Origin of the sequence: Halomonas sp. SSL-5, from assembly GCF_030708455.1 — a bacterium.
In the GTDB taxonomy this organism is placed as follows: Bacteria; Pseudomonadota; Gammaproteobacteria; order Pseudomonadales; family Halomonadaceae; genus Halomonas.
Genome location: NZ_JAUYWF010000005.1, coordinates 1 through 18029, shown reverse-complemented (window position 1 = coordinate 18029; position 18029 = coordinate 1). Strand labels below are relative to the sequence as shown.

The window sequence follows — 18029 nt, the reverse complement described above, 5'->3', positions numbered from 1 at the left end:
GGTCGTTGATGGCCAGGCAGGGCGAGCGTCTTATCCTGGGCTTCGATTTCGGCACTCGACGCATCGGCGTGGCGGTGGGCAACGAGCTGCTGGGCAGCGCCCGTGAGCTGGACCCGCTGCCGGCCCGGGAGGGCATTCCCGACTGGGTGCGGGTGGGGCGGCTGGTGGAGGAGTGGCAGCCGGATCTCTTCGTGGTGGGCCTGCCGCTCACCGCGGCGGGTGAGGAGCAGGAGATGAGTACCCGCGCCCGCAAGTTCGGCAAGCGCCTGTTTGGCCGCTACGGGGTGCCCTGCGAGATGGTCGACGAGCGTGGCTCCACCGGCGAGGCCAAGCTGATCGCCCGGGAGCGCGGCCATCGCGGCAGCTGGCGCGACGAGGGTGTCGACGGCATCAGCGCGGTGCTGATCGTCGAGCGCTGGTTCGCCGCCCGCGAGGGGCTGCCCCGGAAAGGTCTGGTGCAGCGCTGAGCCTCAGGCGGTGTCGGGACGCTTGAAGTCCCCCACCGAGACGCCGGCGAACTTCTCCAGGAAGAACACCAGGGTGGCAGGGTGGCGGAAGCGCTCCTCGAAGGTCTCGCGCTCGGCATGGCGGCGGCGTGTCACGCTGGCGCGGAAGCCGTCGCCGGCCCGGGTCACCGTGACCCGCGACTCGCGCTCGCCGTCGCGGGTCTCGGCCGTCAGTGGTCCCTCCCCCTCCTCCAGCAGCGTCTCCAGCCGTCGCGCGGCCTCCAACTCCTCGGGAGTGGCCCATAGCGCCTGGTCGCGATCGCCGTAGCGATAGAGGATCACCACCAGCAGCGCCGAGAAGACCGCGCTGGCCAGCATCCAGGTGAGCAGCTCACCGGACAGGGACAGGCTGAGCACCGCCCACAACTGCACCAGGGCCGCCACCGCCAGCACCGCCGCCAGCGGTCGCCACATGCGCGGGTTCATGAAGCCGCGTTTGAGAATATAGCCCCACAGCCCCACCACCGCCACGGCCCCCAGGGCCAGATGGGCCATCGATAGTGCGGTGCCGCCACCGGCCAGCAGGGCGATGGCCCCGACCAGCAGCAGCACGGTATAGAACAGGGCCAGGAGCCGATAGGCGCGGTGCAGGTTCATGTCATGGTGCCTCTTGCCGCCAGGGGAAAGGATCAACCCTCAGCATAGGCGAGAGCGGCGAGACTGCGCGTTGCTCACAGCGTCGGGTCGTCAACGCCCAGGCGCGGCGGCACGAACCAGCGCACCGGGCGCAGCGCCTGCTCGATCAGCCCGTCCACCTCCAGCAGGGTGGCGAAGATCGCCATGCGCACCGGGATACCGTTGTCGGTCTGGCGGAAGATCGCCAGGCGCGGGTCGCCGTTGAGGTCGACATCGAGGTCGTTGGCCTCGGGGCGGCTGTCCCGGGGCAACGGGTGCATGACCAGGGTGTCGCGTCCGCAGCGGGCGTCGAGGAAGGCGCGGTCCACGGTGAAGTCGCGGGAGAGGCTGAAGCCCTCGCTCATCTCGGCGGTGAAGCGCTCCTTCTGGATGCGGGTGGTGTAGACCACGTCGACGTCGGCGTAGTCCTGGGCCAGGCTGTCACGCTGTTCGATGCGATGACCGCGGGAGGCCACCAGGTCGACCAGGTGGCTGGGCATCTCGAGCCCCGGCGGGGCCACCAGGGTGATGCGCATGGGGTCGTAGAGCGACAGCAGCTTGATCAGCGAATGCACGGTGCGTCCGTACTTGAGGTCGCCGGTCATCAGCACATGCGCCCCGGCCAACCCCTTGCCCAGCCGGGTGAACTCCTTGTCGATGGTGTAGAAGTCGAGCAGCGCCTGGCTGGGATGCTCGCCGGGGCCGTCGCCGCCGTTGATCACCGGCACATGGGTCGCCGCGGCGAACTCCGCCACCGAACCCAGCTCCGGGTGGCGCATCACGATGGCATCGCAGTAGCCGCTCATCACCCGGCTGGTGTCGTAGAGCGATTCGCCCTTGGCCATGGAGGAGAAGGTGAAGCCGGTGGTGTCGCAGACACTGCCGCCCAGCCGGCAGAAGGCCGCGTTGAAGCTGACCCGGGTGCGAGTGCTGGCCTCGAAGAACAGGTTGCCGAGCACCGCCCCCTCCAGCACCCGGGTGACCTGGCGCCGCTGGGCGATGGGCTCCATGCGCGCGGCCACCCGCATCAGGTGATCGACATCGTCGCGGGACAGGGAATCGACGGAGAGCAGGTGATGACGCATCGGCGCGACCTCGGTGGAGCGAATGGACGGTCGCTAGTGTAGCGCTGTGCGCCGGGCGCTTCATCGGTTGTGGCTGATGGTTTCAGATGAAACTTTTTATGACCTGAGTCAAGGCGCTTGACGAGGTTGGCCGCGATACTCCTCACATGCCATTGCATCACGACAGGAGAGACGCCATGACCACCACAACGACACCCCGTACCGATGCTTCCCGCCAGTCGTGGTGGGCCCGCTTGTCCGAGCGTTGCTACCGGGCGACCACACCGCGGTTGGTACAGGATATCCAGCATGAGGCGGCGGGTACCTACAACGAGATGCTCGAGGATCTGAAGACGCCTCTGGATGCCCACTTCGAGCGTGAGATGGCGCGTCAGCTCGAGAGCGGGCGGCCCCTGGGCTTCAAGCCGGCCCGGAACCTGATGCCGGTGATGATGCAGCGCTTCGGCCTCCAGGACGCCGAGCTGGCCGCCGACCCGGACTATGCTGCCATGCGGGCCACCTGCAATGCCTGCCCGGTGGTGGGCCAGTGCTGGAAGGCCATGCGCGCCGGTGCCGAGGTGGAGGAGTGCCGCGGCTTCTGCCCCAACGCCGCCGCGTTCGACAGCCGCGCCGCCCAGTAGGGAAGGCGGCCAGCAGATGACACCCGGAGCCTCGAGCGATCGAGGCTTCTTCCTGCCTAGCCTTCCAACAGCGCGGCAAGCTGGCGCGCGCAGGCCATGACGGCGGTGGCCGCCCGCTCGACATCCAGATCCTCCATGGCGACGACGCCCACGCAGCTTTCCAGCCCGGCCTCGGGGCTACGCGAGACAATCGGGCTGGCCACGCCTACCGCTCCCTTCTGGAGCTGTCCCCTGGTCAGGCTGTAGCCCTGTCGGCGTGCCTCCCGGAGCGCCTCCGCGTCGTTCGGCCGGGCCGCTCGGCCGGCCAGGATGGCGAGGCCGGCCGCCCCCTGTGACAGCGGATGGCGGCTACCCAGCCGGTAACCGACCCGCAGCAGGCCCTCATCCGGCTCGGCGACCAGGATCACCACGGCCTCATCGCCCTCGGCCACGGAGACGAAGGCGGTCGCGCGGGCCTGGTAGGCCAGCCGCTCCAGCAGTGGCTGAGCCACTCGCCGCAACTGGGGCTGGAAGTGACCGGCCAGCAGGGCCACACCGGCCCCCAGCCTCAGCCCTCCCTCCTTGCCGCGAACCACCAGCCCATGCCCCTCGAGGGTCGCCACGATGCGATAGGCGATGGCGCGATGCACCTCCAGTCGCTCGGCCAGCTCCGCCACGCTCAGTCCCTCGGCACGCTCGGCGATGATTTCCAGGGCCGTCAGGCCGCGATCCAGGGTCTGCAGGGTGGTGGACATTCGGGGCACCTCGTTCGGCCTGGGGCCCGGGCAGGGCCGCGCCCGGGCGTGAGGAGCACATTTGACGCCGACAGTGAAGGGGCTTACCTTTCGGCATGTGCGATGGTTGATACACAGTGTGCGATAAAAGTAATTATAAGTCGAACCTCCTGGAGCCCAGCATGATCTCTACCCCCTCTTCCTCCGGCGCGGGCGGTTGCCCCTTCCATCGGGCGGCCGAGTCGGCCCCCAACGGCTGCCCTGTCTCCCCCGAGGCGGCGGCCTTCGACCCCTTCGACCGTCCCTATCAGCTGGATCCCGCCGAGGCGCTGCGCTGGTCCCGGGATCAGGAGCCGGTGTTCTGGAGCCCCAGGCTCGGCTACTGGGTGGTGAGCCGCTATGAGGACGTCAAGGCGGTCTTTCGCGACAACCACACCTTCTCGCCCTCCATTGCGCTGGAAAAGCTCACCCCGGCGCCGCCCGAAGCAACGAAGATTCTCGAGAGCTACGGCTACGCGATGCGCCGCACCATGGTCAACGAGGACGAACCGGACCACATGCAGCGACGCCGGCTGCTGATGGACGCCTTTTTGCCCGAGAATCTCGAGAAACACGAGGGGTGGATACGCGAGCTGGCGCGCGACTATATGGACCGCTTCATCGACAAGGGGCGCGTCGACCTGGTGGCGGAGATGTTCCGCGAGATTCCCATGACGGTGGCGCTGCGCTTCCTGGGTGTGCCCAAGGAGGATGCCCAGGAGCTGCGCAAGTTCTCGGTCGCCCACACGCTCAATACCTGGGGTCGCCCCACCCCGGAAGAGCAGCTGCAGATCGCCGAGGATGTCGGCCGGTTCTGGCAGACGGCACAGGAGATCCTCGACCGCATGCGTGCCGACCCCACCGGCGAGGGCTGGATGTACGATTCGATCCGCATGCACGAAGTGCACCCCGACATCGTGACGGAGAGCTATCTGCGCTCGATGATGATGGCGATCCTGGTGGCCGCCCATGAAACTACCGCCTTCGCCACCGCCAATGCCTTCCGCATCCTGCTGTCGAACCGCGAATCCTGGAACGACCTCTGCGAGAACCCGGCACTGATTCCCAGCGCGGTCGAGGAGTGTCTGCGTGTCGTCGGTTCGGTCGTGGCCTGGCGCCGTATCGCCACCCGCGACACCGAAGTGGGCGGCGTCAAGATTCCCGAGGGCGGCAAGCTGCTGGTCGTGCAGGCGTCGGCCAATCGGGACCCGCATCACTTCGAGAATCCCGATGATTTCGATATCTACCGCCAGAACGCAGCGGAACATCTCACCTTCGGCTATGGGGCGCACCAGTGCATGGGCAAGAACATCGCCCGTCTGGAGATGCGAGTCATCCTGGATGAATTTGTTCGCCGCCTGCCGCATCTGCAGCTGGTCGAGGACCAGACGTTCGAATATCTGCCCAACACCTCGTTCCGGGGACCCAAGTCGCTATGGGTGGAGTGGGAGCCCGCCCAGAATCCCGAACGGCGCACCCGTGAGGTGCTGGATAACCCCACGCATTTTTCCATCGGCGCGCCGACCAAGGATGACATCCTGCGCCGGGTCGTGGTCACCGATGTGGTACGCGAGGCCGAAGCGGTGATCCGCATCGACCTGGCCGATCCCCACGGGCGCGGGCTGCCCGACTGGTCCCCCGGCTCGCATATCGAGCTGGTATCGTGTGAGCTGCCTGCCTGCTCCCCCGACTTGCCTATCGAGCCGGTAGCGAGCGAGTGGCGCCGCTACTACTCGCTGTGCGGGACACGCGATGATCGCAGCCGCCTGTCCATCGCCATCCTGCGCGAGCCCGAGGGGCGCGGCGGCTCGGCCCATTTCCACGCGACGGTCGAGTCGGGTGACGTGCTGCATATCGCCGGTCCCAAGAACCATTTCCCTCTGGACGAGACCGCACCGCGCTATACCCTGATTGCGGGCGGTATCGGCATCACGCCGATCCTGGCCATGGCCGACCGGCTCAAGGCTCTCGGCAAGCCCTACGCGCTGCACTACTGTGGCGCCAGTCGGCGGACCATGGCCTTTGTGGATCGTGTCGAACGCGACCATGCCGCGGCGCTGACCCTCCATGCCGGCGACGAAGGCTGCCGCCTCGACCTGCCGCAAGCGCTGAGTGGCCTGTCCAGGGGTGAGCAGGTTTACGCCTGCGGCCCAGAGCGCATGCTGGAGGCGCTCGAGGCGCTGGCGGAGGAGAGGCAGTGGCCCGAGGGCACGCTACATGTGGAGCATTTCACGGCTCGCTCCGGCATCCTCGACGCCGAGCACGAACATGGCTTCGAAGCGGTGCTGGCGGACTCCGAACTGACGGTCGAGGTCGGCAACGACCAGACCCTGCTCGAGGCGCTGACGGCGGCCGGTGTGGATGTGCCCAGCGACTGCTGTGAAGGCCTGTGCGGTACCTGTGAAGTGGCGGTGGTCGAGGGCGACATCGATCACCGTGACCTGGTGCTCAGCCGTGCCGAGCGCGATGCCAGCGACCGGATGATGGCCTGCTGTTCGCGCGCCAAGGGCAAGCGACTGGTGCTCTCCCTCTAAGACCGACGGTACTCAAGACGCCCCGAGGCGTACGCCAACCCTGACGTGAACGACGAAGGAAAACGACAATGAAGAAGCTGGCGACACTGACGACATTCTCCGCCCTGATGACCCTAGGCGCCTTCCAGGGCGCCACGGCGGCCACCGAGCTCCAGATCAGCACCTGGGCGGGGCCCAACCACGGCGTCAACACCATCGTCTGGCCCACCTGGAGTCGCTGGCTGGAGGAGGCCACCGACGGGCGCGTCACCGTCAATATCATTCATGACATGGGCCCGCCCGACGCTCAGATGGAGCTGATCGCCGACGGTGTGGCCGACGCCACCTGGCTGTTCCACGGCCTGATGCCGGGGCGCTTCGAGCTCACCAAGCTGCCGGAGTTTCCCACCTTCGAGGCCTTCTCCTCCGAGGACGCTTCGGTGGCCTACTGGCGCACCCACCAGGCGTTCTTCACCGAGCAGAACGAACACCGCGGCGTCGAGGTCATCGGGCTCGGGGTCCATGGCCCCGGGACCCTCTTCCTCGAAGAGCCCATCGAGCGCCTTGCCGATCTGCCCGGCAATCGGGTGCGCATCGGCGGTGGCGTCATGGCGGATATCTCGGAGGCGCTGGGCCTGACCGGTGTGGCCCTGCCGCCGGGCAACACCTACGAGGCAGCCTCCCAAGGCGTCATCGATGGGGCCATGCTGACCCGAGAAGGCCTCAAGAGCTTCCGCCTCTCCGAGGTGTTGCCCAATACCGTGTTGATCCCGGGAGGCTTCTATCGCGGTAGCTTCTCACTGGTGATGAACCCCGACACCCTGGCCTCCCTCCCCGCGGAGGATCGCGAGGCGCTGATGTCGGTCTCCGGCGAGCGCCTGTCACGACTTTTCGGTTTCATGATGGACGTCGTCGATGAGCGCGGCATGGCCTTTGCCGAGGAGATGGGCAACACCTTCATCGAGTTGCCTCAGGAGGAGGTCGAGCGCTTCATGACCCTGGTCGAGGATCTGCCCGAACAGTGGGCCGAGACGGTGGCCGAGAAGGGCGTGGACGGCGAGGCCGCCCTGGCGCACTTCTACGCGCAGCTGGAGGCGGCCGGCGAAGCGCCGGGGCTGACCGAAGCCGACATCGTCGAGGAGGGGTAAGCCCCGGCGCGGCCGATGCTGCCGATCGTCGGCTCCGTCGAGCGTTGCGTGAACCGCCCCGGCCTGGTGCCGGGGCTTGTCATTCTGGCCTTCAGCCTCGTCGACACAGCGCCAGCAGCTCCGCCTTGGAGCGCACGCCGAGCTTGGCATAGGCGCGCTTGCGGAAGGTCTCGGCGGTGGAGAGCGCGATCTCGAGTTCGGCGGCGGCGGTCTTGAGGGTGTGGCCATGGAGCAGGAGAAGGCAGAGCTCGCGTTCGCGCCTTGAGAGTGCCTGAAGGGCTTCCGCATCCTCATGTCGTGCAGGCAGGGCGGCCGGGCGTGCCTGGCGGTAGTGGCGTCGGACCAGGCTGGCGATCAGCGGTGTCAGGGCCTGCAGCCTTTCCAGGTCGGTGCGGCTGAAGGGGCCGCGCGCCAGGTTCCGGTAGAGGTTCAGGTAGTAGATGGTATCGGGGGCAGGTATCACGAGGGAGGCCTTGTCGGCCAGGTCGGGGAAGGCGAACAGGTGGCTGCGGTAGGCCGGTGACATGTCCTCGGGCATGGGGATCAGCTCGGCATCCTCTTGCCTGTCGCCTGCCTGCAGCAGCTGGCGCAGCCGAGGATAGTTGGGGTCCTGGCGAAACAGCCCGCCGGCATACAGGCGCGCGAGCCGCCCGGCCACCTTGGGGTAGCGCCTGTTATCCACCAGCAGGTACGCCATGGCGTCGCCGCGGGTATAGGCAAAGAGGATGCACTGCTCGACGCCCAGGCTCCTGCGGAGTAGAGCGGTCAGATGATCACCAAACGTCTCGTTGCCCAACTCGGCCACGCAGTCGGCCAGGATGGCCATGAGCGCCGGCCAGTCGGGTTCCCGGTCTGCGGGCAAGCCAGTGGACATGTCGGCTTCTACCTTGGTCGAGGGGAAAGCGTCGAATGTCCCCTTTTTATAGGGACATGAGGGGAGGGTAGCACGGGGATAAGCTGCGTCCACGTCAGACCACAACAACCCCAACCCCTGCAGGAGGTGTCCATGCGACCCGCCGGACGCTCAGAAACCGATTCGCTCTATTTCGAATATCCCCATTTTCCCTTCATTCGCCCTCCCGAACTGGATGGCGAGACGGTGCGCCACCCGGTCGCCATCGCCGGTGCCGGCCCCGTAGGGGTGACGGCCGCCCTGGAGCTGGCCCGCCACGGTATCGCCTCCGTGGTGCTGGATGACAAGGACACCGTCAACGACGGCTCCCGCGCGATCTGCATCTCCCGCCACAGCCTCGAGATCCTGCAGCAGCTCGGCATCGATGCACCCTTCGAGCAGAAGGGGCTGGGCTGGACCCAGGGACGCACCTACTTCCGCGACCGCGAGATCTATCGCTTCCGCATGCCGCACTCCGACCAGGAGCGCTACTACCCGATGTACAACCTGCAGCAGCAGTACATCGAGCAGTTCCTGATCGACAAGGCCCACGCCAGCGAGCTGATCGAGATGCGTTGGCAGAGCAGGCTGACCGGCGTGAGCCAGAGTGACGACGGTGCCACCCTGGAGGTGACCACGCCCGCGGGTGACTACCGGCTGCAGTGCGACTACCTGCTGGCCGCCGACGGCGGGCGCAGCCGGATTCGCGAGGCCCTTGACCTCTCCCTGCATGGCCAGGCCTACGAGGGCCGCTATGTGATCGCCGACGTGCGCCTGAAGTCCGCCTTCCCCACCGAGCGTCGCGCCTTCTTCCACTCCCAGGCGATGCCCGACACCACCATCCTGGTCCACAAGCAGCCCGATGACATCTGGCGCATCGACTATCAGCTGGCGCCGGGGGAAGACCCGGAAGAGGCGGTTCGCGAGGAAGAGATCCGCGAGAAGGTCGAGCTGATCGTGCGTGACGTGATGCATGAGGAGGGCGACTGGGAGCTGGAGTGGTGGAGCCTCTACAAGGCCTACACACTGGCCCTTGATGATTACCGCCATGGGCGCGTGCTGTTCATCGGTGACAGCGCCCACCTGGTGCCGATATTCGGCGTTCGCGGGCTCAACAACGGCCTGGCGGACGCCGCCAATGCCGGCTGGAAGCTGGCAGCAGTGCTCAAGGGGCAGGCGCAGGATCGCCTGCTCGACAGCTATAGCCCGGAGCGCCGCGGCGCCACCCTGGATGTGTTCGCCAATGCCGGCAAGAGCACACGCTTCATGACCCCACCGACCCGTGGTTATGCACTGATGCGCGATGCCGCGCTGGCGCTGGCGTTCCATAATGATTACGCCAGCGGCTTCGCCAACCCTCGCCAGGTGACCCCCTATACCTACGCGGAGAGCCCGTTGACCCTGGCCGATGATCCCGCCTTCGAGGCCGGCCCAACCCCCGGGGCGCCGCTGATCAATCGTCGCCTGGGCGACGATGACTTCCTGCTGGACCATCTCGGCAGCGGCTTCAACCTCCTCCATTTCAGCGAGGATGGGCGCATCGACAAGGCGCTGGAGCAGGAAGTGCAGAGCCTGCGCTCAAGTGGGCTGGATATTACTCTGCTGCGGGCATCGCGCGTGCCGGGTGATGACCAGGCCCTGGTCGATGTAGATGGCAGTCTGTTCGCCGGCTATGGCACCAGGCCTGGCAGTGCCTACCTGGTGCGTCCCGATCGCCACGTGGTGGCCCGTTGGATCTCCCTCTCCCCCGCCGAGCTGACCACCGCCCTGAACCTTGCCCAAGGTCGGGCCCTGGAAGGAGAATGACCATGACCAATACCACACTGCCCTTCGCCGATCTCGAGCAGGTCTATGAGCGCCTGGCGAGCACCCTCGATACGCTGCCGGAAGGCGAGGAGAGTCACTTCCTGGCCCAGCTGGCGCTGGCGCTGGCCCATCGCGTCGCGGATGTCGATCAGGTGATGGCGGCCATCGCGGAGGCGCGGGAGGGGGCCATGGATATCCACGCCCACTGAGCCTGCGTTTGCCCCATGGACAAACCCCGCCAGCCGGTAACGGCTGGCGGGGTTTGTCATACCGAGGCCAGTAGAGGTATGACCCGTCGCGAGATGCTCATGGCCTATCCCTCCCGACAGCACGCTCGAGAGCTGTTCGTGGCCCTGCCGCCCTGGTGTATGAGTCCCAGATAGGCCGCGAGCGACACGACTCCTCCCAGCGCGATGGCGATGGCCATGGTGCGCGAGGTGCCATCGTGAAACTGGCCGACCAGGGCGCCGCCCAGGGCGGCGATGGTCATCTGCAGGAAGCCGAAGAGTGAAGAGGCCGAGCCTGCGCACTGGGGGTTCGGTGCCAGCGCGCCGGCCATGCTCTGGGGCATCACGATGCCGAATCCGAACAAGAAGAGGATGTGCGGGCCGATCACGGCCCAGGGCCGGTGAACGCCGCCGATGGCGAGGAGCGCCATGGTGGTGCCGGCCAGGGCACACAGCAGGGTGGCCAGCAGCAGCAGCCGGTCGCGTCCCAGGCGGTGGCTGTAGCGGCCGCTGAACAGGGTGCCGGAGAAGAACCCCACCACGATCAGGATGAAGCCGGCACCGTACTGGAAGGGGTTGAGGCCCATGTACTCGATCAGCACGAAGGAGGAGCCGGAGAGGAAGGCGAATAGGCCGGCGAAGCCGCTGGCGTTGATCAGGGTGTAGCCGACGAAGCTGCGCTGCGTCAGCAGCATGCGATAGTTGGCCAGTATCACTCCGGGTGCCACCGACTGCCGCCGATCTTCGGGCAGTGGTTCGGGCATCAGCAGGGCCAGGATCAGCAACATGATCGCCGCATAGACGGCCAGCAGCAGGAAGACCGACTCCCAGCCGAAGAACAGCAGCAGCCCCGCCCCCACCACCGGGGCGAGCGCCGGTGCCATGGCCATGGTACTGGCCATGTAGGAGAGCACGCGCCCGGCCTCTACCGGGCCGTAGATGTCGCGCACCGCGGCGCGCCCCAGGACCGGGCCGGCGGCACCCCCGAAGGCCTGCAGGAAGCGGCCGGCCAGCAGCCATTCGATAGTGGGGGCGAAGGCGCACAGCAGGCTGGCGACCAGGAAAAGGGTAAAGCCGACGATCATCACCGGGCGTCGCCCGAAGCGGTCGGAGATTGGGCCGCAGAACAGCTGGGCCATGGCGAAACCGGCCATGTAGAGGCTCAGCGTCAGCTGGACCTGGTCGGGCCCGGTATTCAGTGCTTCGGCCATGGCCGGCATCGCCGGCAGGTACATGTCGGTGGCCAGAGGGCCCAGGGCGGTCAGTGCGGCCAGCACGATGATGGTGGCAGGGGAAGTCAGCCGGAGCATGGGGTCCTCCTTGATCTTGTCGTGTAGTGACGTAAAAGCGGGCACGGCACGGCGTCATGCCGTATGCCGTGCCCGCTCGGTGGCCCGCCAGTTTTTATCAGGGGGCGTCCGGCTGCGCCTCCGGTGCCGCCTGCTGGAAGGCGGGTAGCGCCCGACAGTTGGCGGTAATGCGCTGGATCGTCGGATAAGCCGAAAGATCGCACTCGAAGCGCTCGGCGTTATACACCTGTGGCACCAGGCAGATATCCGCGAGGCTCGGGAGGTTTCCGTGACAGAAGTCACCGGTTCCCGCCTCGGCGGTGAGGATGGTCTCCAGCGCCTGGAAGCCTTCGGCAATCCAGTGGCGGTACCAGGTGAGTTTGGCCTCGTCATCACCCCCGAGCTCCCCTACCAGGTACTTGAGCACTCGAAGGTTGTTGAGGGGGTGGATCTCACAGGCCACCATCTGGGCCAGCGAACGCACCCGGGCGCGCTCGGTGACGTCCGCCGGCAGCAGCGGCGGTTCGGGGTAGCGCTCGTCGAGGTACTCGCAGATGGCCATCGACTGGGTCAGGGTGACGCCCTCGTCGGTGATCAGCGAGGGCACCATGCCCAGGGGATGGCGCCCCAGGTTGGCGGCTTCCCGCTGCTCACCCTTGACCAGGTTGACGGGTGACTGGTCATAGTCGAACCCCTTGAGGTTCAGCGCGATCCGCACCCGGTAGGTGGCCGACGAGCGAAAGTAGCCGTAGAGCATGGTCATCATTGCATCTCCGCTGGCTTACTTGGGCTCGTATTTCACGACTTGCTGGTCGATGGTGCCGAAGATGCTCTTGCCCTCACGGTCGAACATCTCGATGCGGACCCGGTCGCCGAAGCGCATGAAGGGCGTCTTGCTGTCGCCGTGCAGGATCTTCTCCACCATGCGCACCTCGGCCAGGCAGCTGTAGCCCACGCCGCCCTCGCTGATCGGCTTTCCGGGGCCGCCATCGGGATCCGGGTTGGAGACGGTGCCGGAGCCGACGATGGCGCCGGCGCCCAGGTAACGGGTGCGAGCCGCGTGGGCCACCAGCTGCGGGAAGCTGAAGATCATGTCGGGGCCGGCTTCCGGCTCACCGAATTTCTCGCCGTTGAGATGCACGGTCAGCGGCAGGTGGACCTTGCCATCCTGCCAGGCGTCACCCAACTCGTCCGGGGTGACCGCAATGGGCGAGAAGCTTGATGCCGGCTTGGCCTGGAAGAAGCCGAAGCCCTTGGCGAGCTCGCCGGGGATCAGGCCGCGCAGGCTGACGTCGTTGACCAGCATCACCAGCTTGATGTGCTTGGCCGCCTGTTCGGGAGTGACCGCCATGGGCACGTCGTCGGTGACCACCGCGATCTCGCCCTCGAAGTCGATGCCGTGCTCTTCGCTGATCGCCTCGATATCCTCGGTGGGGGCGATGAACTTGTCGCCGCCGCCCTGGTACATCAGCGGGTCGTGCCAGAAGGTCTCCGGCATCTCGGCGTTACGTGCCTGGCGTACCAGCTGCACGTGATTGAGGTAGGCGGAGCCGTCGGCCCAGTGGTAGGTGCGCGGCAGGGGGGAGTGCAGGGCGCTCTGGTCGAGGTCGAAGGCGCCCTCGGCCTTGCCTTCGTTGAGCTCGGCGTAGCGTGCATCGAGCTGCGAGCTCACGGCGTCCCAGTTCTCGATCGCCTGCTGCAGGGTGGAGGCGATGTCGGCGGCGCTTACCGCGCGGGTGAGGTCTCGAGAGACCAGGATCAGTTCGCCGTCGCGGCCTTTCTTCAACGTTGCCAGTTTCATTCGAGTTCGGTCCTTTCGTCAGGGGCGGGGCCTGACGGCCCCGCATTGGTGCATGGGGCTGGCTCAGCGCTGCTCGGGGGTGAAGTTGGAGCGCAGGGTCGACCACACATCCACATAGTCGCGTTGGCGATACTCGGTGGCGAGAGCCGCTTCGGTGGGGTGATAGACGTAGCGGCTCTCGAACATGAAGGCCAGGGTATCACCCAGATATTGCGGCTTCAGCTCGGCATTGGAGGCCTTGTCGAAGGTCTCGGCATCGGGGCCATGGGGCGACATGCAGTTGTGCAGGCTGGCGCCGCCGGGCAGGAATCCCTCTGCCTTGGCGTCGTACTCGCCGTGGATCAGGCCCATGAACTCGCTCATCAGATTGCGGTGGAACCAGGGCGGGCGGAAGGTGTTTTCGGCCACCATCCAGCGCGGCGGGAAGATGACGAAGTCCAGGTTGGCCATTCCCGGGGTGTCCGAAGCCGAGGTCAGCACGGTGAAGATCGACGGATCGAGGTGGTCGAAGCTGACCGTGTTGATGGTGTTGAAGTTGGCCAGGTCGTACTTGTAGGGCGCGTAGTTGCCGTGCCAGGCGACCACGTCCAGAGGCGAGTGGCCGAGCCGGGTCTCCCAGAAGCGCCCCGAGAACTTGGCCACCAGCGAGAAGTCGCCCTCCACATCTTCATAGCCGGCCACGGGGCTCTGGAAGTCACGCGGGTTGGCCAGGCCGTTGGCGCCGATGGGCCCCAGGCCGGGTAGCTCCATCGGGCTGCCGTAGTTCTCGCAGATATAGCCGCGGGCGGCGTCGACGCCTTCTCCCTTGCGTACCTGGAACTTGATGCCGCGCGGGATCACGGCGATCTCGCCGTTGTCGACATCGATCTCGCCGAACTCGGTGCGCAGACGCAGCGCACCCTGCTGCGGTACGAAGAGCAGCTCGCCATCCGCGGTGTAGAAGAATCGGTCGGTCATGTCCTGATTTAGCGTGTAGACATGCACCCCGACACCGGTCTGGGCGCCGGCATCGCCGTTGACGGCGATGGTCAGCAGGCCATCGATGAAGTCGGTGGGTTCATTGGGCAGCGGGGCCGGATCCCAGCGCATCTGGTTGGGGTCGGCGGCAGGCTTGTCCAGCGGCGAGGTATGGACCTGACGGTTCTCCAGCGGCTGATAGGCGCTCTGCACCACCGAGGGGCGAATGCGGTAGAGCCAGCTCCTCAGGTTCTGGTGGCGGGGCGCCGTGAAGGCGGAGCCGGTGAGCTGCTCGGCGTAGAGACCATAGGCGCACTTCTGCGGCGAGTTCTGGCCGACAGGCAGCGCCCCGGGCAGGGCCTCGGTGGAGAAGTGGTTGCGAAAACCGTTCTGATAGTTCAGTTCTTCAGCCATGCTGGTGTCCTCTTCGGTGCCTTTGATTGTTGTGGCATGACCCGTTACCGCGCTTCTTCGACTTCGCGGGCGGCGAGGGTCAGGGCTTCTTCCAGGACCTGCTGCTCACCGATATGGTTGGCCAGCAGCAGGATGAGACGTGCGTTGATCCGCTCGCTTTCTGCCTCGCTGCGCTCCCGATGGGCATCGGTCAGGGCGGCGTAGAAGGCGTCGGGGTCGGTGAAGTTCGGGTTCAGCTCAAGCCGTGGCATGGCGACCTCCCTGGTTGTGGGAAAGCGGGTCTAGGTGCCGCCCCAGAGCGCGATCGATCGCGTCTTCGACTGCTTCGCGGCGGCTGTCGGTCCAGCGGGCCGTCACGTGCTGGTCGGGCCGAATCAGGTAGCCGGCCCCCGGGGTCAGTCCATAGCGCTCGACGACCAGGCCGTCGGCATCCTCGATCAGGGTGGTTCGCGGCAGGCCGCTCAGTGCACGAGAAGCCGGCCCCAGAACCAGCAGATCCAGGTCCGGCTGGTTCCCGAGCAGGGTCTCGAGTTCCGGTGCCAGCACCTCGGCCTGGCCGGTGGGCAGGCGGGCGTCCAGCAGCAGCACGAAACGGTTACCGAGCTGGTTGAGCAGCCAGGCGCTCTCGCCACACAGCCGAATCGGCGCGTCCTTGGCCGGGCTTCCGGGGCGCAGCGCCTCCGGGAAGCTGGCGTCGTCGTCGGCGTTGAGCGGCGAGTCTTCATAGCGGCAGGGCATCGACAGGCGGCCGCTGTTGACCAGGCTACGGGCGAAGGGGTGGTGCTCTGCCAGCTCCAGCACGCTGTCGCGAAACAACCGACTGACGCGGCTCTTGGGCGTGATGAAGTCGGTGGCGCGCGTGGAGTTGAGGATGTTCTCCGCGGCCCCGTGCTGGCGCTCGGTGTTGTAGGTCTCGAGCAAGGCGTCGGGCGCCTCACCTTTCAGTACGCGGGCCAGCTTCCAGGCCAGGTTGTCGATGCCCTGGGCCCCGCCGTTGGCGCCGCGTGCACCGAAGGGCGAGACCTGGTGGGCGGCGTCGCCCATGAAGAACACCCTGTTGTGGATGAAATCATCCATCTTGCGGCAGCGGAAGGTATAGACGCTGGCCCACTCCAGCTCGAACTCCACGTCCGCTCCGAGCATCTGCTGGACGCGGGGGCGGATGTTCTCTTCCTTCTTCTCCTCATCCGGGTCGGCGTCCCAGCCCAGTTGGAAGTCGATGCGCCAGACGTTGTCCGGCTGCTTGTGCAGCAGCACCGACTGGTTGGGATGGAAGGGCGGGTCGAACCAGAACCAGCGCTCGGTGGGGAAGTCGGCCTTCATGATCACATCGGCGATCAGGAAGCGATCCTGGAAGATCTGCCCCTTGCTCTCCAGGCCGAGCTGGTCACGGATCTTGCTGTTGGCGCCATCGGCCACCAGCAGATAGTCGCAGGTCAGGCGGTAGTCACCGTCCTGGGTGGAGACCGTGATCGCCGTAAGCTCGGGTTGCGCATCGACTTCCGTGACCTTGTGCAGCCAGCGCAAGTCGATGTGCTCCTTCAGCTCCTCGGCCCGATCGACCAGGTACTCCTCGAGGTAGTACTGCTGCAGGTTGATGAAGGCCGGAATGCGGTGCCCCTCCTCCGGCAGCAGGTTGAAGTCGTAGACCTCGCGCTCCTGGAAGAAGACGCGGCCATGCTGCCAGGTCACGCCCTTGTCGAGCATGGGCTGGGCACAGCCCAGGCGGTCCATGATCTCCAGGGTGCGCTTGGCGAAGCAGATGGCCCGTGAGCCGACGCTGACGGTGTTGTTGTCGTCCAGCAGGACGCTGTCGATGCCCTGCTGGGCGAGGTCGATGGCGGCGGTCAGGCCGGAGGGGCCGGCGCCGACGATCACCACCGGGCAGTGACGGGGCGACGGCTGGTCGAGCTCCGACGGGCGTCGATAGGGATAGACAGGATTCTTGTAAGTGGTTGGCATGGCGTGCTCCCGAAAGGCCGCCGATGTCGAGGCATCGGCGGCTGCCCTGTTCCGTTACTGGTTCTCGACGGCTTCCTGCAGCGAGTGCCACATGGCGGTGTCACGCTCGGCGGTCCAGATACGCGGATCCGGGTACTCGCCGCCGGCCTCGTCATAGCAGCGCGTGATATCGAAGGGCAGGCAGTGATCGAAGATCACCCAGTGACCGTACTTGGGCTTGAGCTTGGCGTAGGTCTCGGAGTAGCACTCGGAGAGCGACTTGCCGGCCGCCTTGCCCGCCTTGACGCTTTCGTACATGTCGGCGAGAAAGTCGCGGGTACCCTGGATGGCCTCCTGACATTGCTCGGGGCTCTGCAGCGCCTCGCCGCGTCCCGGCACCAGCTTCTCGGGCTGCATGGCCTGCAGGCGGTCCAGGGTGGCAGGCCAGTATTCGTGATAGGCGTCGCCGGTGTAGGGCGTGGCACCGAACTCGACCAGGTCGCCGGAGAACATCACCTTCTCCTCGGGCAGCCAGACGATGGTGTCCCCCTTGGTGTGGCCGCGGCCCAGGTGGATGATGCGCACCTCGCGCTTGCCCATGTAGACCGTCAGCTCTTCCTGGAAGACGATGTTCGGCCAGGTCAGGCCGGGCACCGAGTCGACACCCTTGAACAGGCGCGGGAAGCGGCCGACCTCGGACTCATAGTCCTGCTGGCCGCGCTCGACGATCAGGTCGTAGGTGTGCTGGCTGGCGTAAATGTTCTCGGCCTCGTAGGCGGAGGCGCCCAGCACGCGCACGGCATGATAGTGGGTCAGCACCACGTGCTTGATCGGCTTGTCGGTGATCTCGCGGATCCGGCGGATCACGTCCTGGGCCATGATCGGCGTGGCCTGGGTGTCGATCACCATCACGCTGTCATCACCGATGACGATGCCGGTATTGGGGTCGCCCTCGGCGGTGTAGGCGTAGAGGCCCTCGGCCAGCTTGTCGAAGCTGATCTGCTTCTCTTCGGTATCGGCGTGGGATGCGAATTTCTTGCTCATGTGTCCTCCGGTGTCGTCAGGTCGCCTACAGGCTTGTTGTGAACCGGCAGCATAGTTTCTGTTGAAACTATATGTCCAGCCCGAGCGCCGGGGATTGCGGCTGCCTTGTCGGCCATAGGCGATAAAAGTTGACTGTAATCAGTGTTTTCTTGTGCTTCTACAACTTAAGTTTAGTGGTTTCTTTTCGCTAATTAGTTGCGATGGATACTGTATGGCGGCATGGTGATGCCCCTAACAATGTTCCGTGACGACCAGGAGCGAAGCAGACTCATGACCAACTCAGTATCACCATGGTCGCGCGTCGGCCATGTTCTGCAGCTACTGCTGGAGGGTGTGGCGGGCGCCACCCTGTTCGGCATGATGCTGTTGACCACGGTAGACGTGGGTGGCCGTTACTTCTTCAATGCGCCGATTCTCGG

General features: G+C 66.1%; 17 protein-coding genes. 6 read left to right on the top strand and 11 right to left on the bottom strand.

The features are described 5' to 3' along the window. Positions 1 to 8 precede the first annotated feature (8 nt). Positions 9 to 467, top strand: coding sequence for a Holliday junction resolvase RuvX (gene ruvX, locus RAN53_RS06950; protein ID WP_305796098.1), 459 nt, complete (start codon positions 9 to 11; stop codon positions 465 to 467). A 3-nt stretch (positions 468 to 470) separates the two neighbouring features. On the opposite strand, the gene RAN53_RS06945 is transcribed toward ruvX, so the two are convergent. Then, positions 471 to 1103 (bottom strand): hypothetical protein, encoded by a 633-nt coding sequence (locus RAN53_RS06945; protein ID WP_305796097.1) that lies wholly within the window; start codon positions 1101 to 1103, stop codon positions 471 to 473. A 74-nt stretch (positions 1104 to 1177) separates the two neighbouring features. Continuing rightward, the gene (locus tag RAN53_RS06940; protein WP_414842968.1) at positions 1178 to 2230 is read right to left on the bottom strand and encodes an aspartate carbamoyltransferase; all 1053 of its coding nucleotides are present in this window, start codon (positions 2228 to 2230) and stop codon (positions 1178 to 1180) included. Between the two features lie 152 nt (positions 2231 to 2382). On the opposite strand from RAN53_RS06940, the gene RAN53_RS06935 reads away from it, so the two are divergent. Continuing rightward, positions 2383 to 2826 carry a hypothetical protein gene (locus RAN53_RS06935; RefSeq protein WP_305796095.1) on the top strand — a complete coding sequence of 148 codons (444 nt, stop codon included), beginning with the start codon at positions 2383 to 2385 and terminating at the stop codon, positions 2824 to 2826. A 56-nt stretch (positions 2827 to 2882) separates the two neighbouring features. On the opposite strand, the gene RAN53_RS06930 is transcribed toward RAN53_RS06935, so the two are convergent. Beyond that, positions 2883 to 3560, bottom strand: a complete 678-nt coding sequence (locus RAN53_RS06930; protein ID WP_305796094.1) for an IclR family transcriptional regulator — start codon at positions 3558 to 3560, stop codon at positions 2883 to 2885. 161 nt (positions 3561 to 3721) lie between these two features. Between RAN53_RS06930 and RAN53_RS06925 the strand changes: the two genes are divergently transcribed. Together RAN53_RS06925 and RAN53_RS06920 are read left to right on the top strand one after the other, a co-directional pair. Further along, positions 3722 to 6112, top strand: a complete 2391-nt coding sequence (locus RAN53_RS06925) for a cytochrome P450/oxidoreductase (protein WP_305796093.1) — start codon at positions 3722 to 3724, stop codon at positions 6110 to 6112. A 68-nt stretch (positions 6113 to 6180) separates the two neighbouring features. Beyond that, complete coding sequence (locus RAN53_RS06920) at positions 6181 to 7239, top strand: TRAP transporter substrate-binding protein (RefSeq protein ID WP_305796092.1); 1059 nt, start codon at positions 6181 to 6183, stop codon at positions 7237 to 7239. A gap of 91 nt (positions 7240 to 7330) precedes the next feature. Here RAN53_RS06920 and RAN53_RS06915 read toward each other — a convergent pair whose 3' ends face one another. Then, entirely contained in the window at positions 7331 to 8113 is a 783-nt protein-coding gene (locus RAN53_RS06915; protein ID WP_305796091.1) for a helix-turn-helix transcriptional regulator, read from the bottom strand. A gap of 132 nt (positions 8114 to 8245) precedes the next feature. On the opposite strand from RAN53_RS06915, the gene RAN53_RS06910 reads away from it, so the two are divergent. Both RAN53_RS06910 and RAN53_RS06905 read left to right on the top strand, forming a co-directional pair. Beyond that, positions 8246 to 9937: an FAD-dependent monooxygenase gene (locus tag RAN53_RS06910; protein ID WP_305796090.1), complete on the top strand. Its 1692-nt coding sequence runs from the start codon at positions 8246 to 8248 to the stop codon at positions 9935 to 9937. Between the two features lie 2 nt (positions 9938 to 9939). Continuing rightward, positions 9940 to 10146, top strand: a complete 207-nt coding sequence (locus tag RAN53_RS06905) for a hypothetical protein (RefSeq protein ID WP_305796089.1) — start codon at positions 9940 to 9942, stop codon at positions 10144 to 10146. A gap of 104 nt (positions 10147 to 10250) precedes the next feature. Here RAN53_RS06905 and RAN53_RS06900 read toward each other — a convergent pair whose 3' ends face one another. The 7 genes from RAN53_RS06900 to RAN53_RS06870 all read right to left on the bottom strand — a co-directional run bounded on the left by RAN53_RS06900 (position 10251) and on the right by RAN53_RS06870 (position 17610). Next, on the bottom strand, positions 10251 to 11474 hold the full coding sequence (locus RAN53_RS06900) for a multidrug effflux MFS transporter (RefSeq protein WP_305796088.1): 1224 nt from the start codon (positions 11472 to 11474) through the stop codon (positions 10251 to 10253). A gap of 97 nt (positions 11475 to 11571) precedes the next feature. Next, a complete protein-coding gene (maiA, locus tag RAN53_RS06895; RefSeq protein ID WP_305796316.1) occupies positions 11572 to 12216 on the bottom strand; it encodes a maleylacetoacetate isomerase in 645 nt (214 codons plus the stop codon). Between the two features lie 18 nt (positions 12217 to 12234). Beyond that, positions 12235 to 13254, bottom strand: coding sequence for a fumarylacetoacetate hydrolase family protein (locus tag RAN53_RS06890; RefSeq protein WP_305796087.1), 1020 nt, complete (start codon positions 13252 to 13254; stop codon positions 12235 to 12237). A gap of 63 nt (positions 13255 to 13317) precedes the next feature. Beyond that, on the bottom strand, positions 13318 to 14625 hold the full coding sequence (hmgA, locus tag RAN53_RS06885) for a homogentisate 1,2-dioxygenase (RefSeq protein WP_305796086.1): 1308 nt from the start codon (positions 14623 to 14625) through the stop codon (positions 13318 to 13320). Positions 14626 to 14669: 44 nt separating this feature from the next. Then, positions 14670 to 14876 (bottom strand): DUF2783 domain-containing protein, encoded by a 207-nt coding sequence (locus RAN53_RS06880; protein ID WP_305796085.1) that lies wholly within the window; start codon positions 14874 to 14876, stop codon positions 14670 to 14672. Further along, positions 14863 to 16587 (bottom strand): FAD-dependent oxidoreductase, encoded by a 1725-nt coding sequence (locus RAN53_RS06875; RefSeq protein WP_305796084.1) that lies wholly within the window; start codon positions 16585 to 16587, stop codon positions 14863 to 14865. The genes RAN53_RS06880 and RAN53_RS06875 overlap by 14 nt, the downstream gene beginning before the upstream one ends. A 54-nt stretch (positions 16588 to 16641) precedes the next feature. Next, complete coding sequence (locus tag RAN53_RS06870; RefSeq protein ID WP_305796083.1) at positions 16642 to 17610, bottom strand: MBL fold metallo-hydrolase; 969 nt, start codon at positions 17608 to 17610, stop codon at positions 16642 to 16644. Positions 17611 to 18029: the final 419 nt, after the last annotated feature.

Coding starts and splice junctions, on each gene's coding strand:
- ruvX (WP_305796098.1), top strand. CDS start 9: ATGGCCAGGCAGGGCGAGCGTCTTATCCTGGGCTTCGATTTCGGCACT.
- RAN53_RS06945 (WP_305796097.1), bottom strand. CDS start 1,103: ATGAACCTGCACCGCGCCTATCGGCTCCTGGCCCTGTTCTATACCGTG.
- RAN53_RS06935 (WP_305796095.1), top strand. CDS start 2,383: ATGACCACCACAACGACACCCCGTACCGATGCTTCCCGCCAGTCGTGG.
- RAN53_RS06930 (WP_305796094.1), bottom strand. CDS start 3,560: ATGTCCACCACCCTGCAGACCCTGGATCGCGGCCTGACGGCCCTGGAA.
- RAN53_RS06925 (WP_305796093.1), top strand. CDS start 3,722: ATGATCTCTACCCCCTCTTCCTCCGGCGCGGGCGGTTGCCCCTTCCAT.
- RAN53_RS06920 (WP_305796092.1), top strand. CDS start 6,181: ATGAAGAAGCTGGCGACACTGACGACATTCTCCGCCCTGATGACCCTA.
- RAN53_RS06915 (WP_305796091.1), bottom strand. CDS start 8,113: ATGTCCACTGGCTTGCCCGCAGACCGGGAACCCGACTGGCCGGCGCTC.
- RAN53_RS06910 (WP_305796090.1), top strand. CDS start 8,246: ATGCGACCCGCCGGACGCTCAGAAACCGATTCGCTCTATTTCGAATAT.
- RAN53_RS06905 (WP_305796089.1), top strand. CDS start 9,940: ATGACCAATACCACACTGCCCTTCGCCGATCTCGAGCAGGTCTATGAG.
- RAN53_RS06900 (WP_305796088.1), bottom strand. CDS start 11,474: ATGCTCCGGCTGACTTCCCCTGCCACCATCATCGTGCTGGCCGCACTG.
- maiA (WP_305796316.1), bottom strand. CDS start 12,216: ATGACCATGCTCTACGGCTACTTTCGCTCGTCGGCCACCTACCGGGTG.
- RAN53_RS06890 (WP_305796087.1), bottom strand. CDS start 13,254: ATGAAACTGGCAACGTTGAAGAAAGGCCGCGACGGCGAACTGATCCTG.
- hmgA (WP_305796086.1), bottom strand. CDS start 14,625: ATGGCTGAAGAACTGAACTATCAGAACGGTTTTCGCAACCACTTCTCC.
- RAN53_RS06880 (WP_305796085.1), bottom strand. CDS start 14,876: ATGCCACGGCTTGAGCTGAACCCGAACTTCACCGACCCCGACGCCTTC.
- RAN53_RS06875 (WP_305796084.1), bottom strand. CDS start 16,587: ATGCCAACCACTTACAAGAATCCTGTCTATCCCTATCGACGCCCGTCG.
- RAN53_RS06870 (WP_305796083.1), bottom strand. CDS start 17,610: ATGAGCAAGAAATTCGCATCCCACGCCGATACCGAAGAGAAGCAGATC.